We start from the raw sequence: 15,867 nt of genomic DNA, 5'->3' as shown, positions 1-15,867 counted from the left end.
CTTTACCGTCGGAGAGCCTTAATGAAAGTACTAGCAATCGTTTTCGTGATGACAATCTCAACATCAACATTCGCTCAAACAAAAGCAAAAAGCGCGATCCTTCCACCAAGTGTTCAGGCAGCTGACGCTAAAAAACAACCAAAAAAATTAGAGACAGCAAAGTCTGCTGAAGCTCCATGTGATACAAAAGAAGACGTGCTTAAAAAACTTGAAGAAAAGAAGAAAGAATCGGCAATGGCCGGAAAAGGCTTAAGCCTTCAAGGAGCGACTGATTCAGGGTGTACTCTTAAGTAAGAATCTTAGTGACGAAGACTGTGTTGTCTAAAACTTCCCAGTGAACATCGACATTAAAAAGCCTTGAGCCGTATGTTTTGTAACCGTCCTCGTGAAAGCGAGGGCGGGGATCAAGAGAGAGAATGTCCACGATTTTATCTTTTAATTCAAAGTCACATTCGCATTTAAACACCACTTCAAGCCTCTTAACTTCCATCTCATCCGTCCACCCAGACACTGCCTCAGGCTTCGACTCAATCTCTTTTAAATAAGGCTTCAAATCATAAACCGGCGTCTGATCTAAAAAATCTCCACCCGAAACAACAATCTTCGTTCCTTCAATCTTCTCAATCTTAACCAGCGACAACCCAACATTGTTCGGCCTAAAAGGAGAGCGCGTGGCAAAGACACCTTGTTTGGTATTCCCGCCTAATCTGGGAGGACGAACAGTTAAAGAGCTCTTATCCGTTGGCGCCACTTCATGAAACTCAAAGATCACCCACAGGTGAGAAAAAGCTTCGAGCCCCATCAGCGCTTCTGTGCGATTAAATGGTGGAAGTAGCTCAATGGTCGATTCAATCGACGTTAATCCCGGCTGACGGGGAATAGAAAATTTCTCTTTATAGGGAGAGTGAATGCGGGCAATCTTTTTCAAGACTACTCGTCCAATTGATCGTCTGGGTGAGCGTTCACGAACTGCGAGAACTCTTCATTGTAAGAGATCTTTGTCGTATCAGTGATGCGATCGATGTAAAGCTTTCCAAAAAGGTGATCCAGTTCATGTTGGAAAACAGTCGCTAAGAAATCTTCAGCGATAATTTGTTTTGGTTCACCGTGCTCATTAACGTAGTCAATTTGAACTTTTTTAGGTCTTTCGACAAAACCGCGCAGTCCTGGAACAGATAAACATCCTTCCCAGAAACCTTGGTGTTCAGTTGTCAGGTCTTTGATTACAGGATTAATAATGACCATAAGAGGAGTTCCTTCCAGATCGCCGTAGCGTGAGTTGTTTTCTGGAAGTTCGATGAGTGTGACTTGTTTAGAAACGTCGATCTGGGGAGCAGCGATACCAATACCACCTTCGTGCTTCATGGTTTCGTACATATCAATCAGGAGTTGTTTGAACTCTGGAGTTTTAAGCTCGCTTACAGGCACTAGTTCAGCGATTTTTCTCAATGTCGGATGACCCATGCGGATGACTTTGCGGATTGCCATAAATTACTCCTCGTTTCCTATTAAATTCTTAGCATAATTTGTGGAATAGAGTAAGCTTATGGCATGAAAAAGGTGTTATTTGTCTGTCTTGGCAACATCTGTCGCTCTCCAGCGGCGGAAGGGGCCATGGTGCATTTAATTAAACAAAAGGGACTGGAAGCGGGCTTTCTGATTGATTCAGCGGGAACGAGTGGTTTTCATGAAGGGGATGACCCAGACCATCGCATGATTGCTCAGGCGAAACTAAGAAACATACTTCTTCCTTCGAAATCAAGACCGCTGTTGAAATCTGACTTTGAAAAATTTGATCTCATCGTCTGCATGGATAAAAGCAATTTCTCTAACGCCAAAAGAATCGCTGAAGATGAAAAACATGCGGCTAAGCTGCGCATGATGACTGATTACTTTCAGAATGAAGATTTAAAAAAGCGCTTTCATGAGATCCCAGATCCGTATTACGGTTCCAAAAAGGACTTTGACCTGGTGTTGGATTTAGTGCTCGATGCTTGCGAAGGCCTGTTAAAGAAAATTCATGAATAAAGAAAAAAACTATATTACGCCAAAGGGCTTTAAAAGGCTTCAGGACGAACTTCATCAGCTCGCCAGAGTCGAGCGACCTGAAGTGACTAAAACTGTCGCTTGGGCAGCTTCAAACGGCGATAGATCGGAGAATGCGGACTACATCTACGGTAAAAAACGTATGCGTGAAATTGATAAGCGCGTTCGCTTTTTAAGCTCGCGCATTGAGCTGGCCGTGGTGGTTGATCCGGTAAGCGTCAAAAGTGAGAAAGTCCAGTTTGGTGCAACGGTTACCATCGCAGATGAAGAGGATGGGGAAGAGAAGACGGTTTCCATCGTCGGTGTCGATGAGATTAATACGGAAAAAAACCAGATTAGTTGGCGCTCCCCCCTTGGAAGTTCTTTGATTGGCAAAGAAGTTGGTGATACAATTTTGCTCAAAGTTCCCGCAGGAACGAAGTCTTACGAAATCATCGAAATTGAGTACGTGAGCATCGAGTAAAGTTTATGAACATAAATTGCGAAATTTCTTTGGGTGAATTGGTTGATAAGATTTCTATCTTAAAAATTAAGCTGGAAAAAATCACTGACACTGAAAAGCTAAAACACGTCCAAAGGGAAGAGGAAACTCTCTCAAAGACTTTGGCTTCATTGAAACTCGACAACATTGATTATCACTTAAACCAGATGATCGATGTGAACCAGAAGCTCTGGAAGATTGAGGACGACATCCGCGACTTGGAAAGGGATAAGGATTTTGGAGAGGCCTTTATTGAGCTTGCCCGTGCCGTCTACATCACCAATGATGAGCGCTTTAGAAGAAAAAACACTATCAACACAACCTATAAATCAGGCCTCGTAGAGGTCAAGTCTTACAAAGACTACTAAGGAATCAAGGCAGCAAATCATGGCGATCAAAAGAACCAACACTAGAGATGAACAGAGAACGACTAAGAAAGTAGCAGCGAAAAAGACGCCTAAGCTTTCACGCGACGAAAAGTACCGCCTGTACCTGGCTTCGGTTCAAAACCCACAAGCTGACATCGACTTCATCAACAAAGAGTACAAGGCCCTTTATGGACGCGCACCTCTTACGCTTCGTGAAGACTTCTGTGGAACTGGTATGCTTGCCTGCGAATGGGTAGAGCAAGGTGATAAGCATAAAGCTTATGGAATTGATCTTGATATGGAGCCGATCTCTTACGGTTTTGTGAACCACTTCAGCGAGCTTGATGAAGACGAACAAAAACGTATGAAATATATCAACGCCAACGTTCTTCAGACTTTTGATTTCAAAACTGACGTTGTTGTTGCTTTTAACTTTTCGTACTACTTATTTAAAAAGAGAAAAGATCTTCTGGCGTACTTCTCGTCAGTCAGAAAACATATGAAAAAAGACTCGATTTTCATGATCGATATGTTCGGCGGAACTGAAAGCCGTCAGGAGCTTGAAGAGTCGGTAAAACACAAAAACCACACATACTACTGGGACTGTAGTAGCTACAACCCATTAACGGCAGAGTGTATGTATTACATTCACTTTAAAACTGCTGATGGTGTAAAACACGAGAAAGTTTTCCAATACGACTGGAGAATGTGGGACGCTCGCGAGTTAATGGATATCCTGGAAGACGCAGGGTTCTCTAAAACTCATATTTACTGGGAAGGCGTGGATAAAGATGGAACTGGAAACGGTGTCTTTAAGAAATCCCTGAAAGCAGAAAACTGCGAGTCTTGGGTTACCTACATTTGCGCTCAACCTTAAACAATTTTAAAACGCCATCTACGTCGTTGCTTTCGTTACTCGATCGTGCGACGTACTGGTGTACGTCTCCTCACCCGCGCCTCGGCGCCTAGTATCTGGCATTTTCAAATCGTTTAGAAAAAAATGAATTAGGCTTCTAATGCCTTGAACTCAAACTGCGAATAGCGCTTTTTGAGTTCAGGCAACCATTCGTGTTCAGTCTTATCAAAAATCAGAATTGTTTTGCGTGCAGGATTCCCACCTTGAAGAAGGGCAATCTGCTCATCGATATCACCAGAAATTTGTGACTTGGTTAAATCCTTTGTCCTTAAGTGGGCCAGGAAAACCTTATCGCTAAAATTCTGCGTGAAAAAAATATGGGCGTGTTTATCCGAGCCGACTCCCTGCCCGTAAAGATACTGGGAAATCAGCCCGTCAAAAAGATAATTGAAATCGTCAAAAGCAATCAGGTCGCGTGAAAGCTCATCGCGGGTTATCCAGAAAATCCCAAGCACCTCAGGGGTGAATTGATCGAGAATGGATAAGGCCGGTCTTGCGCTTTTGTACATGATTAGCGGTGGTCCTTAGCGATCTTATCTAAAACACTGTTAATGAAGCCGTGAGAGTCATTAGGGCAGTATTTTTTAGCGATGTTGACGTACTCGTTGATGAAAACACCAGCAGGCGTGTCTTTGTCGCTTAGGATTTCGTATGAACCTAAAAGAAGAACAGCAAGATTCATGCGGTCAACTTTTTGAAGGTTATTGTTCGTTAAGTATTTTTCGATCAGTTTAGAGTTTGTTGGCTCTTGTCTTAGAGATCCTAAGATAAGTTCCTTCGCAAACATCTTTGTGTGGATGTCGATTTTGTTATCCGGGTGTTCTGAATCTTCTTCGTGGTAAGAGTCGTCGAAAAGATTGAGAGCATCGTTAAGCGCTTTGCTGTCATTGATGATTTCGCTTTTTTCAGTCGAGAAGTCATTAAGCAGGTGCTTGTAGATAAATTTAAAGGCGTACTCGCGGCCGATAGTTCTTTTTGTCGTATTAGTGTTGGATGTCACGTTTGTCACCTTTATCGCTGATAGATTTAACTGAGTGTAGTTTGTTTTTTAGACCGTAGACGAATTCTTCGATATCTTTGAAGTCCCAGTAGAAAGAGGCGTAACGAACGTAGGCAACACGATCAAGTTCCTTTAGACGGTCCATGATGATTTCACCTAAATCGCGGGCGCGCACTTCTGTTCTTGAGATTTCTAAGAGAGATCTCTCTACGCTGTTTAAGAGTTGGTTGATCTGGTCAGTTGAGACGTTTCTCTTCTGACAGGCCTTATTTAACCCTTTCATGATTTTTTCACGGTTGTAAGCTTCACGACGACCGTCTTTCTTTACGATAAGAGGCATTTGAATCTGAATGTTCTCATACGTTGTAAAACGAGTCTCACACGCATCGCACTTACGGCGACGGCGGACAGAGTTTTCTTCCACCAGCATTCTGGAGTCGATTACTCTCGTGTCTTGGGCGTTACAACTTGGACAATGCATACTTACTTATATACCGGGTATGATTTACAAAGGTCTAAGACCTGAGTTCTGATTTTCTTTAACACTTCTTCATTGCTAGCGTTTCTTAGTGCTTCGTTAATCCATGAAGCGAGTGTTTCCATGTGAGATTCAGTTAATCCGCGAGTTGTAATCGCTGGAGTTCCTAAACGCACACCAGAAGTCACAAACGGAGAGCGCTTATCTTGAGGCACCATGTTTTTGTTACATGTGATACCTGCAAGCTCAAGAGCGTGCTCAGCTTCTTTACCAGAAAGCCCAACCGAGTCTGTTTTTACCAGAACAAGGTGGTTGTCTGTTCCACCAGAAACAAGTGCGATGCCTTTGTTTGTTAAAGCAGCTGCAAGCGCTTTAGCGTTGGCGATCACTTGTTTTTGATAAACAACGTAGTCTGGCTGAAGAGCTTCGTGGAAAGCAACGGCTTTAGCGGCAATCACGTGCTCAAGCGGTCCCCCCTGAATACCAGGGAAGATGTTTGAGTTAAGCTTTTTAAAAAGTTCTTCGTTGTTTGTTAAAATAATCCCTCCGCGTGGTCCGCGAAGAGTTTTGTGAGTTGTTGATGTTGTCACGTCAGCATGAGGAACAGGAGAGTTGTGTAAACCTGCTGCGACTAATCCTGCGATGTGGGCCATATCAACCATCAGTTTTGCACCAACTTCATCAGCGATTTCTTTAAACGTTTTGAAGTCGATTTCGCGAGGGTAGGCCGAAGCTCCCGCGACGATAAGTTTTGGTTGTTCTTTTTTAGCTTGCTCGCGAACGATGTTGAAATCAATTCTTTCTGTTTCGTAGTTGAGTCCGTAGGCCACAAAGTTAAAAAGTTTTCCTGAGAAGTTAACAGGGGACCCGTGAGTTAAGTGCCCACCTTCAGCAAGGTTCATCCCCAGGACTTTATCGCCCGGGTTGATTGTTGCGAAGTAAGCTCCCATGTTTGCCTGAGAACCCGAGTGCGGTTGAACGTTAGCAAACTTTGATCCGAAGATCTTGTTTACTCTTTCAATCGCTAAGATTTCAGACTGGTCAACAAACTCGCATCCACCGTAGTAGCGCTTGTTTGGAAGGCCTTCAGCGTATTTGTTAGTCAGGATTGATCCCTGAGCTTCCATAACCGCTTGTGAAGTGTAGTTCTCAGAAGCGATCAGCTCCAGACCATCTTCCTGGCGAACGCGCTCTTTTTCGATGATCGCGTAGATTTCCGGGTCCATAGTTTTTACTGAAGTCGCATTTTTATTAAACATAATTAAACCTGCTTATTATACTTTTTTGAGAAGTAGTGAAGAGTTTGTTCCACCGAAACCAAACGAGTTGTTTAGAGCGTACTTAATGTCTTTCTTCACAGCTTTGTTGGCCGTGATGTTCAGGTCACATTCCGGATCAAGGTTTTGTACGTTGATCGTTGGAGGAATCATTCCTGTGTGAAGTGCCATCGCACAGAAGATTGTTTCAATCCCACCAGCAGCTCCAAGCAAGTGACCAGTCATCGACTTAGTCGAAGATACGTTCAGGTTGTAAGCGTGATCGCCGAATGTTCTCTTGATCGCTCTTAGTTCACCGATGTCTCCAAGCGGAGTTGATGTCCCGTGAGCGTTTACGTAACCAATTTCTTTTAAATCAACGCCAGCGTCTTCAATCGCCATCTTCATTGATCTGTAAGCACCGTCACCTTCTGGGTGTGGAGCTGTAATGTGGTGGGCATCCGAAGTTGCACCATGGCCCACGATTTCAGCGTAAATCTTTGCTCCACGAGCAACCGCTTTGTCGTAGTTTTCTAAAATTAAAATACCAGCACCTTCACCAAGAACGAATCCATCGCGGTCAGCATCGTATGGACGAGAAGCTGTGGCCGGGTCATCGTTTCTTTTTGAAAGCGCTTTCATGTTACCGAAACCGGCAATTGAAAGATTACAGATAACTGATTCAGCTCCACCTGAAACCATCATGTCTTGTCTTCCAAACATGATTTCGTAACAAGCAGATGTCAGTGCGTGAGCAGCTGAAGCACAAGCTGAAGCGATAGCGAAGTTTAATCCACCAAGGTTGTAGCGAATCGTTACAAGTCCAGATGGCATGTTCGGGATGATCGCTGGAATGAAGAAAGGAGAAACACGTCTTGGCCCTTTTTCAAAAAGAGTCTTCGCTGTGTTTTCGATTTCCGGGAATCCACCGATACCAACACCCAGGATACAACCCATTCTGTCCATGTCGTATGGACGGTTTTCAAGAAGGCCAGCATCCGCTAGAGCTTCGTGAGTCGAGTGCATAGCAAAGTGAATGAAGCGGTCGTATTTAGCTGCTTCTTTTGCGTCTAATATGTCGCTTGCTAGTTCGAAGTTTTTTACTTCACCTGCAAATTTTGTCGTAAGTAATTCTGTGTTCATTTGTTCGATCAAAGACACACCTGATTTTCCTTCAAGTGCATTTGCCCAAACGTCTTTTAGATTGTGACCAAGTCCATTGATCATTCCCATACCGGTGATGGCTACTCTGTTGAGTTTTTTACCTTCGGTCATATGGCCTCCGTAAACATTTTAATTCGAAAAATTATCCCGTAAAAACTACAAAGGCCTCTTTCGAGGCCTTAAATCAAGAAAGCGATTAAGCTTGTTTCTTTTCTAGGTAAGCAACGATATCTTTTACCGTTTTTAGTCCTTCAGCATCTTCCTCAGGAATTTCTACACCAAATTCGTCTTCCATTTTCATCATTAGTTCTACGATATCTAGTGAGTCTAGGTTTAGATCGTCAACGAAACTTGTTTCAAGATTGATTTTAGCGATATCAATTTTTGTAGCGTCGCTGATTAGTTTAATAACCTTGTCTTTCATTCAATAACTCCTGAAATTAATCTTCTAAAAAAATAAGTATTAGTATTTGTATTAGATATATAATCCACCGTCAATTTTAATCGTTTCTCCAGTGATATATGACGATGCACTGCTTAGTAAAAAACAAACTAAGTTCGCTACTTCATCTGCCTCTCCCATACGTTTTAATGGGATAGAGTTTAAATAAGCGTCCTTTACTTTCTCGTCTAGAGCGTGAGTCATATCTGTTGTAATAAATCCTGGACAGATTGCGTTACAACGAACATTTCTCGAAGCAAGCTCCTTTGCATAAGACTTTGTAAATCCGATCAATCCTGCCTTTGAAGCAGAGTAGGCGATCTGGCTTGCGTTCCCCATTAAACCTACGATTGAGCTGATGTTTACCACTGAAACATTCTCTGCTTTTAAGAAGCTTCTTGAAAGGATCTGAGTCAGCATAATAGCTGATGTTAAGTTGGTGTTGATTGTTTGAACCACGTCTTCTTCTTTCATACGAAGAACGATTTGATCTTTAGAAATACCAGCGTTGTTTACCAGACCTGTAATTGGGCCGTTAGTTTCAACAAATTTTTCTACGGCTTCTTTCATTTGAGCAGTATTAGTTACGTCAAAAAGAAGAGCTGTAACATTTGAAGCGCCTTTTGCTTGAAGTTCTTCTTTTAATTTCATAGCAGCGGCTTCATCACCTCTGTAGTTGAAAACAACATGAGCGCCTTGAGTTGCAAGAGCTTCGGCCATTTTTCTTCCAAGTCCACGAGATGCACCAGTGATAAGAACTGTTTTACCTTTTAAATCATTGTAAGTTGCGATCATTTTAATAGCTCCTCAATTTCAGTAAGTGCTTCGTCTCTATCCAGAGGGATCACTTTAATGTCTTTGTTAATCTTACGAACTAGACCCATGAGAACTTTTCCTGGACCAACTTCAATACAAAGTGTGTCTGACGGAAGTTTTTCAATTGATTGCGTCCATAACACCGGACCATAGGCCTGGTGGTATAGGTTGTTGATGATGGTTTCAGGATTTGTTCCAGCAGCGTATTCCGTTGCATCGATGTTGGCGATGTATGGAATCTTGTTTTCGTGCCATTTAAATTTTTCGAAGGCCGCTTTTAACTGATCAGCAGCTGGTTTCATAAGAGAAGAGTGAAATGGTGCCGATACGTTTAGCTCCATTGCTCTGTGAGCTTCTTTGAAATTTTCAGCAAGCCAGGCCACAGCGCGCGCACAAGCTTCACTTTCTCCCGAGATAACAATCTGAGAAGGGTCGTTGAAGTTTGCTGGCATAACTTCAGAACCTGGTTTTGAAGCCGCCTTACAAGCTTCTTCAACAACATTTGCGGGAACTTTTAGAATCGCAAACATTTTTCCTTTCCCGACAGGTACCGCTTCCTGCATGTATTTCCCGCGAAGGTGAACAGCATGAATGGCATCGTAAGGAGAAAGAACGCCTGCAACAACAAGAGCAGCGTACTCGCCCACAGAGTGGCCAAGAACGCGGTCTACTTTTACGTCGTATTTTTTTAGAAGTGTGTCCAGTTGGTTATAAAGCGCAACTGAGTGTTTTAGAATTGCTGGTTGAGTGTTGTGAGTCAGTTTCAGTTCTTCTTCTGGCCCTTCGTGCATAAGTTTTTTAAGGTCGTACCCTAAAATCTCATTTCCTTTCTCAAAAAGTGCCTGGTCCAGGTTTTTTCCCATTCCAACGTATTGCGAACCTTGTCCTGGAAAAAGTAGTGTGACTGATTTAATCCCCATTCATTAGCCTTTGTTTTAGTATCTTAATAATGTCGCGCCGGCAGTTAATCCTGCTCCAAAGGCGTCGAATAAAACAATGTCTCCGCGCTTAATGCGTCCATCAGCGATCGCTTCGTGGAAAGCGATAGGCACAGTTGCAGCAGAAGTGTTTCCGTATTTATCGATGTTAACGATCATCTTTTCCATGCTCACATCAAGAAGGTTAGCAGTGGTTTCGATGATTCTGATATTGGCCTGGTGAGGGACAACCCAGTTGACTTGCTCTTTTGTCATGCCGGCCATTTCAAGAACTGATCGAGCGTTTTCAGCAAGAGTTCTTGTCGCGACTTTAAACATTTCTTTCCCTTTCATCTGCATGAAGTGAGATCCTTCGGCAATATGTTCAGCAGTAATAGGTGCAACTGCTCCTCCGATTGGCTGATCGAAGAATTCTCCACCAGTCCCATCAGAGTTCAGGATGCTTGCTAAAACTTTTGATTCAGAACCTTCTTCAGCGCGACCAACGATTGCTACGCCACATCCATCCCCGAAAAGGATGCATGAGTTTCTGTCTTTCCAGTTTACTTCGCGAGAAAGCATTTCCGATCCAACAACCAGAACATTTTTTGCCAGTCCTGTTTTGATGAATGAGTTGGCCATGTTTACACCGTAAACAAATCCCGAGCAGGCAACCGAGATGTCGAGACAAGTACAGTTGTTTGTGATTCCCAGTTTTACTTGAAGAATACAGGCCGAGTTTGGAAGTTTTACGTCAGGAGTAACTGAAGCGAAGATAATGAAGTCGATGTCGTTAGGTTGTAATCCGGCCGCTTTAAGTGCGTCTTGAGTTGCATTGTAGGCCATGTCTGTTGGCCACTCGCCACCTTCGGTTGAACAGATTCTTCTTTCTCTGATTCCGGTTCTTGTGTAGATCCACTCATCACTCGTTTCAACGATTGATTCAAGGTCTTTGTTTGTTAGGATTTTTTTGGGAGCGTACATCCCAGTGCCTAGAATTTTTGCTTCATAGGATTTCATTTTGGACGTCCATGTTTTTTGATTGCCCTAAAAAAAAGGCCCTTATATTCGGGTGAATGATAAGGGCTTTTATATTTTAAGACAAAATTTGCTTAATGATTATTGAGCAGCTTCTTCAGTTTCGTTAGCTTTTACAGAAACGACAACTTTACCTTTGTAGAATCCACAAGCTCCACAAACAGTGTGTGGCATAACGTGTGAACCACAGTTAGAACAAGCCATTGGGTGTTTTCTATATAGTTTATGGTGTTGACCAGCTCTTCTTAAACCTTTTCTTGAAACTGAATTTTTCTTCTTAGGAACTGCCATTTTATACTCCGCGACAAATTTGTAACTTCAACTTAAATTAAATATGAGGGTAAATCAATACGACAAAAAGACTCGTTCGGCAAGTTTTTTTGACGTAACCATGCCTTTTAGGCCTCTTCTTCTGTTCTCTCGCTTCTTGGGAAGGCCGGAACTTCTAAGAAGATCTGCTCATGGATGAATTCCATGATGTCGGCCAACCCTTTGCGGTAAAAATACAGCTCCATTTCCTCGCCATCAGCAAAAACAGTGGTACTTTCAGCATATTCCGGCTGTTTTTCCTGTGAATCGTGAAGGAAGGCTGCGTTAACTTTGTGGTCCATATGCTGTGGCAGTGGCACTAAAGTAAGGCCACAAGGTAGATGATATTTTGCATCAATTTCGGCCCTAACCACTAAATGATCCCCGATAAGAGGATTCTTTTTTCGAGAAATTTTTAATTTTAAATGCAGTGAGCCGGCCGGGTAAACGTCTTCTTTATCTAGTTGTTCATGAAGTTCATCCAGGATTCCCTGCAGCCAAGGAGTCTTTTCGTTAGAAAGTTCGTACTCTTCGATGATGTCGTGGCTGTACTTGTTAATAGGGACTTGAGCGTCGATCTGCGTGTTAATTTTTGTTGTCATATTCATGGCTCCCATTTAACTCAGATGATTTTAAAAGTACAATGGGTTTAGAGGTTCGAGTGAATATTTTAGTTTGTGGATTTATGGGATGCGGGAAAACGACTTTTGTCGAAGCTTTTCAGCGCAATCATTTGGGCTATGAGGCCCTCGATCTCGACACGGCGGTGGCCCTTTCTGTCGGTCTTCTTCCCAGTGAATTAGGGGAGTGGATCAATAAACACGGACTGGAAGTTTTTCGTCATAAAGAAAGTTTACTCCTGAGTGAAATGCTAAGCACGGCTTCGCCTAAGATTATTGCTTTGGGAGGCGGAACAATTGAAGCTCCAGGCTTTTGGGATCTTGCAAAAAAACATAAACTTGTTTTCCTCGATGTCCCTTTTGAGACTTGCTTTGAGCGCATTAAAAACGATTCTAATAGACCCCAAACAAAACTCGGTGAAGTTGGGCTTCGCTCTCTCTACCAAAAACGTCTTCCTCTCTATCAAAAAGCTGACCTTCACCTCTCGCAAGAGGGCATAAAAAAGATTGTTTCCCTCTCTTCTCTAGTGCATAATTTAGAAGGATAAAAAATAAAACTGACAAGAGGTTAGGTGTACTATGCTAGCGGAAGGAAAAGTCTCAGTAGCGCTTCTTCTATCTGATTTAAACGAAGTAAAGGAAATTTCTTCAGTTTTTAAAAAACTGGGAGTGATCCCGCATTTCTACGAAGACTTAAAAACTTTCTGGAGTGGAACTCTGGAGCGTTTACCGGCCCTTTGTATTGTCGATGTAAAAAAAATGAGTGAAGGGGAACTTGTCCTTCGCGATCATCCGGCGGTCATCGCCGAAGAAATGCCATTATTATTTTACTACACAGATAAGACTGAACCTCTTTTGGTGTCGACTCATAACTTTTTTCACCTGGGAACACTCAAGCAGTCGGCCAACTATGAAGGCCCGCTTAAAGCGATTCTTAAAAGACTGAATAAAGTAGCTTCTTTAGAGCAACACTACCATATGCTGAAGATGACGACAGTTGCCCAAAAAGAACAGATCGAGCGCCTGGAGCTGGCCCTGCGTGAAGAAGAGCGCGCGGATAATTATCAGTCGATGGTCAAGAGTGTTTGCCTGGAGTTTGAAAAGCTTCGTTTGGAAACAGACTTTTTTAAATCGCTGGAAAAAGTTTTCCACGGTGTCGATGAAATCGAAGAGTTTGCTTTCCTTGAACTTTCTTTCAATGGACAAAAACTTATTTCACCGATTTCTCATCTGCAAAAATTCAGAAATATTCCTTCGTTGTGGTTAGGCCAAGCCTGCACACACGGGATTGAGCTTTTTGCCCAGAATATGGCCACTCAGGTTGCCGTAGATATTATGGGTGGTGATTTGGTTTCTCTATTGATCAAAGGATCAGAGAGTAAGCCGGATAAAATGATTTTTATTAAATCAAAAAACGAAACGTTCTTTAATAATTTTGACTGGCACATGCTGGAAGCCTACTTAAACGGCTTCTATGCAAGCTTTAAAAATAAACTGACAGCGCCGATTGAAACGAACAGGAAATTCTCTTCGAGCTTTGAGGCCCTAAGCTATCTGGATCAATTCCTTTTTGGTCAGACAGCTAATGAAGCTCAACAGAATAAATTAACTCAAGATATGCGTCTGGTTGATTTAGATCTTTCAAGTCTGATGCAAGTGGTGATGAGAAAGGGGACTAACCGCTTTTTCTGGAACCGTTTTATGAGTGAGTTTATCAATAAGCTGGAAATCCAAACGCGCACTGATTTTAGATTTTTTGAATTCGGTGTCGGCAATATCGGCTTTGTTGTTAAAGCAAATGACCTGGATGTTTTCTTTGACCAGTTAAAAGAATTCTCAGGACGTTTCCAGTACTGGAAATATTTTGAAGACTCCGAAGGAGTTCTGGCCCAATTGATCCAGCCGAAAGTGACGATGTCTCCAATGTCAGCGCATGCTTATTTAACCAAGATTCTGGAAATTGAAAGCGAACTTAAAGGGGCCATCACTAAGCCTGCAAAAGAGGCGAAGAAGGCCTGGTCGTTCGTTGAACCAAAAACCAGTTTAGATATGTAGGAAAAACTTAATGAAGTTTAGAAGCCGTTTAGTGGTTAACCTGGATCACTTTGCTTACAATATAAATCAAATCAGAAAAATTTCACCAAAGGCCCAGATCCTTTGTATGATTAAGGCAGATGGATACGGACACGGAATGATCCCGATGGCCCGTTACGCGATCACTGAAATGGGGATTCGCGAATTTGGTTGTGCGACTATCGGTGAAGCACTGAAGTTGCGCGAAGAACTCAACGAACTTGAATTTGATATTTACGTTTTCTCAGATATCCAGTTAGAGCTTTTAGAAAATGCTGACATTTATTTAAAGCGCAGAATTATTCCGGTAATCTCAAACGTCAGTGAGCTGGATTATATTTTACACACACCGGAGTTCAGGCATTTTCCTATTTGCTTGAAGTTCAACACAGGGATGAACCGCTTAGGTCTTGACCCGAACGACACTCCGCTTATCGTCAACAAACTAAAACAACACGGAAGAAATTCTGTCCACCATTTGATTAGCCATTACGCCAACGCCAGCTCAGATATGAACGCTCACGAAGTGAACGTTCTGCAAAGAACTCGCTTTGGGGAAATCAAAAAGTTCTTCCGCGATTCGGGGATTACTCTGGAGCGTACCTCTCAGTCAAACTCGGGGACGATCGAACAAAAAGTTGGTCTTCCGGAAAACAGCGACGACACTCATGTGAGACCGGGACTGATGCTTTATGGGCCGAGCTCACTGAACTCAGGGGTACCAGGTAACTTTGAAGGGAAGCTGGTTTCAAAATTAGAAACTTACATCTTAAGAACTTTTGAAGTTAAAAAAGGCGATGTGGTTGGATACAACTCAACTCCATGTCCGGAAGATGGCTTGATTGCCATCCTAGCGATTGGATACGGAGACGGATTCTTCAATCGTTATTCTGGAGCGCACCTATACCACAAAGGTTTTGAAGGTGTGATCATCGGAAGAGTGAGCATGGACATGACTCACGTCTTCTTTCCAAAGGAAGCCTCGGATCACATCCGTGCCCACGAGATTTTTACAATCTGGGGGGCAAAAGATGGGGATCTTCAGAGCTTTTGTTCGGAGACAAAAATCATCCCGTATGAAGTTTTCTGTGCGCTTCTTCCTCGCGTTCCAAGAGTTTATCGTTTAAACTAATTGGGTGATAACGAAATTACAAAATTATTTAAAAGATCAAATTGAGGATTTTGGACGCTCCATTTTAGATATGGTCGACGGCCTTGGTATGATCACGCTTTTTGGCGCGCGCTTTTTTTATTGGATGGTCAGACGTCCATTTCGTTTTCATCTTTTGATGGAACAACTTTATTTCATCGGAAACAAAAGTATCCTGATTATTCTCCTGACGGGGATTTTTACCGGGATGGTTTTTTGTACTCAAACTTATTTTGGATTCAAACTCATCAACGTTGATTCACTTGTTGGATCAATTGTTGCGATCTCTCTGGCAAAAGAACTTGCCCCTGTTTTAACCGGATTGATTGTTGCGGGAAGGGCAGGCTCCGCGATGGCCGCGCAGATTGGATCAATGAAAGTAACTGAACAAATTGATGCCCTGGAAGTTATGGGTATCAATTCAATTCAATACCTGGCCGTTCCAAGAATCATTGCCTCAACATTAGCGGTTCCGATGCTTTCAGTGCTTTTTCTTTTTATCGGGAACCTCGGCGCGTATTTAGTCGGAACGACAACTCTTTCAATTGATGAAGCGATGTTTTACTCGAAACTTTCTGAGTTTATGATGATTGAAGATGTTGCCCAGGGAGTGATTAAAGCTTTCGTTTTCGGTTTCGTTATTTCTGTCATTGGAACTTATTTTGGTTTCCAGGTAGAAAAAGGAGCCGTGGGAGTAGGGCGCGGAACAAACCTGGCCGTAATCTGGGGAATGGTTTCAGTTCTTATTCTGGATTACTTCTTAACAACCTTTCTGGTTAAGATTTTGTAGGGG

22 protein-coding genes are annotated in these 15,867 nt (G+C 42.6%); 9 read left to right on the top strand and 13 right to left on the bottom strand.

The window, feature by feature from the left end:
- The first annotated feature begins 21 nt into the window (after positions 1-21).
- Complete coding sequence (locus C0V70_RS14830; protein WP_102244648.1) at positions 22-294, top strand: hypothetical protein; 273 nt, start codon at positions 22-24, stop codon at positions 292-294.
- Here C0V70_RS14830 and tsaA read toward each other — a convergent pair.
- Together tsaA and def are read right to left on the bottom strand one after the other, a co-directional pair.
- A complete protein-coding gene (tsaA, locus tag C0V70_RS14825) occupies positions 287-928 on the bottom strand; it encodes a tRNA (N6-threonylcarbamoyladenosine(37)-N6)-methyltransferase TrmO (protein ID WP_208107725.1) in 642 nt (213 codons plus the stop codon). The genes C0V70_RS14830 and tsaA overlap by 8 nt on opposite strands.
- Positions 929-930: 2 nt before the next feature.
- Complete coding sequence (gene def / locus C0V70_RS14820; protein ID WP_102244646.1) at positions 931-1,488, bottom strand: peptide deformylase; 558 nt, start codon at positions 1,486-1,488, stop codon at positions 931-933.
- Between the two features lie 63 nt (positions 1,489-1,551).
- On the opposite strand from def, the gene C0V70_RS14815 reads away from it, so the two are divergent.
- Genes C0V70_RS14815 through C0V70_RS14800 form a run of 4 tightly spaced genes read left to right on the top strand, consistent with a single transcriptional unit; the run spans position 1,552 to position 3,772 of the window.
- Positions 1,552-2,028 carry a low molecular weight protein-tyrosine-phosphatase gene (locus C0V70_RS14815; protein ID WP_102244645.1) on the top strand — a complete coding sequence of 159 codons (477 nt, stop codon included), beginning with the start codon at positions 1,552-1,554 and terminating at the stop codon, positions 2,026-2,028.
- On the top strand, positions 2,021-2,509 hold the full coding sequence (greB, locus tag C0V70_RS14810; RefSeq protein ID WP_102244644.1) for a transcription elongation factor GreB: 489 nt from the start codon (positions 2,021-2,023) through the stop codon (positions 2,507-2,509). The genes C0V70_RS14815 and greB overlap by 8 nt, the downstream gene beginning before the upstream one ends.
- 5 nt (positions 2,510-2,514) lie before the next feature.
- Positions 2,515-2,895, top strand: a complete 381-nt coding sequence (locus tag C0V70_RS14805) for a DUF6165 family protein (protein ID WP_102244643.1) — start codon at positions 2,515-2,517, stop codon at positions 2,893-2,895.
- A gap of 19 nt (positions 2,896-2,914) precedes the next feature.
- Positions 2,915-3,772 (top strand): class I SAM-dependent methyltransferase, encoded by an 858-nt coding sequence (locus C0V70_RS14800; RefSeq protein ID WP_102244642.1) that lies wholly within the window; start codon positions 2,915-2,917, stop codon positions 3,770-3,772.
- A gap of 128 nt (positions 3,773-3,900) precedes the next feature.
- On the opposite strand, the gene C0V70_RS14795 is transcribed toward C0V70_RS14800, so the two are convergent.
- From C0V70_RS14795 to C0V70_RS14745, 11 genes are all read right to left on the bottom strand, one after another.
- Positions 3,901-4,320, bottom strand: coding sequence for a hypothetical protein (locus C0V70_RS14795; protein WP_102244641.1), 420 nt, complete (start codon positions 4,318-4,320; stop codon positions 3,901-3,903).
- A 2-nt stretch (positions 4,321-4,322) separates the two neighbouring features.
- Entirely contained in the window at positions 4,323-4,811 is a 489-nt protein-coding gene (gene nusB / locus C0V70_RS14790; protein WP_158649702.1) for a transcription antitermination factor NusB, read from the bottom strand.
- A complete protein-coding gene (gene nrdR, locus C0V70_RS14785; protein WP_102244639.1) occupies positions 4,795-5,292 on the bottom strand; it encodes a transcriptional regulator NrdR in 498 nt (165 codons plus the stop codon). The genes nusB and nrdR overlap by 17 nt, the downstream gene beginning before the upstream one ends.
- Positions 5,293-5,294: 2 nt before the next feature.
- Positions 5,295-6,548, bottom strand: a complete 1,254-nt coding sequence (glyA, locus tag C0V70_RS14780) for a serine hydroxymethyltransferase (RefSeq protein ID WP_102244638.1) — start codon at positions 6,546-6,548, stop codon at positions 5,295-5,297.
- 15 nt (positions 6,549-6,563) lie between these two features.
- Entirely contained in the window at positions 6,564-7,820 is a 1,257-nt protein-coding gene (gene fabF, locus C0V70_RS14775; RefSeq protein ID WP_102244637.1) for a beta-ketoacyl-ACP synthase II, read from the bottom strand.
- Between the two features lie 85 nt (positions 7,821-7,905).
- Positions 7,906-8,133, bottom strand: coding sequence for an acyl carrier protein (gene acpP / locus C0V70_RS14770; RefSeq protein ID WP_102244636.1), 228 nt, complete (start codon positions 8,131-8,133; stop codon positions 7,906-7,908).
- A gap of 51 nt (positions 8,134-8,184) precedes the next feature.
- Positions 8,185-8,946, bottom strand: a complete 762-nt coding sequence (gene fabG / locus C0V70_RS14765) for a 3-oxoacyl-ACP reductase FabG (protein ID WP_102244635.1) — start codon at positions 8,944-8,946, stop codon at positions 8,185-8,187.
- On the bottom strand, positions 8,943-9,887 hold the full coding sequence (fabD, locus tag C0V70_RS14760) for an ACP S-malonyltransferase (RefSeq protein ID WP_102244634.1): 945 nt from the start codon (positions 9,885-9,887) through the stop codon (positions 8,943-8,945). The genes fabG and fabD overlap by 4 nt, the downstream gene beginning before the upstream one ends.
- Before the next feature lie 15 nt (positions 9,888-9,902).
- Positions 9,903-10,904, bottom strand: a complete 1,002-nt coding sequence (locus tag C0V70_RS14755) for a beta-ketoacyl-ACP synthase III (RefSeq protein WP_102244633.1) — start codon at positions 10,902-10,904, stop codon at positions 9,903-9,905.
- 99 nt (positions 10,905-11,003) lie between these two features.
- Positions 11,004-11,213, bottom strand: coding sequence for a 50S ribosomal protein L32 (gene rpmF, locus C0V70_RS14750; protein ID WP_102244632.1), 210 nt, complete (start codon positions 11,211-11,213; stop codon positions 11,004-11,006).
- A 107-nt stretch (positions 11,214-11,320) separates the two neighbouring features.
- On the bottom strand, positions 11,321-11,833 hold the full coding sequence (locus tag C0V70_RS14745) for a YceD family protein (protein ID WP_158649701.1): 513 nt from the start codon (positions 11,831-11,833) through the stop codon (positions 11,321-11,323).
- 59 nt (positions 11,834-11,892) lie between these two features.
- On the opposite strand from C0V70_RS14745, the gene C0V70_RS14740 reads away from it, so the two are divergent.
- From C0V70_RS14740 to C0V70_RS14725, 4 genes are read left to right on the top strand one after another with little or no spacing between them, the layout of a single operon-like run.
- The gene (locus C0V70_RS14740; protein WP_158649700.1) at positions 11,893-12,399 is read left to right on the top strand and encodes a shikimate kinase; all 507 of its coding nucleotides are present in this window, start codon (positions 11,893-11,895) and stop codon (positions 12,397-12,399) included.
- Between the two features lie 31 nt (positions 12,400-12,430).
- A complete protein-coding gene (locus tag C0V70_RS14735) occupies positions 12,431-13,906 on the top strand; it encodes a hypothetical protein (RefSeq protein ID WP_102244629.1) in 1,476 nt (491 codons plus the stop codon).
- 10 nt (positions 13,907-13,916) lie between these two features.
- Complete coding sequence (gene alr, locus C0V70_RS14730) at positions 13,917-15,056, top strand: alanine racemase (RefSeq protein WP_102244628.1); 1,140 nt, start codon at positions 13,917-13,919, stop codon at positions 15,054-15,056.
- 4 nt (positions 15,057-15,060) lie between these two features.
- Entirely contained in the window at positions 15,061-15,864 is an 804-nt protein-coding gene (locus tag C0V70_RS14725) for an MlaE family ABC transporter permease (protein ID WP_208107726.1), read from the top strand.
- The last annotated feature ends 3 nt before the right edge of the window (positions 15,865-15,867 follow it).

This window comes from Bacteriovorax stolpii, from assembly GCF_002872415.1.
In the GTDB taxonomy this organism is placed as follows: domain Bacteria; phylum Bdellovibrionota; class Bacteriovoracia; order Bacteriovoracales; family Bacteriovoracaceae; genus Bacteriovorax; species Bacteriovorax stolpii.
The sequence above is the reverse complement of the archived record's forward strand: the minus strand, read 5'-3'. Positions and strand labels throughout refer to the sequence as shown.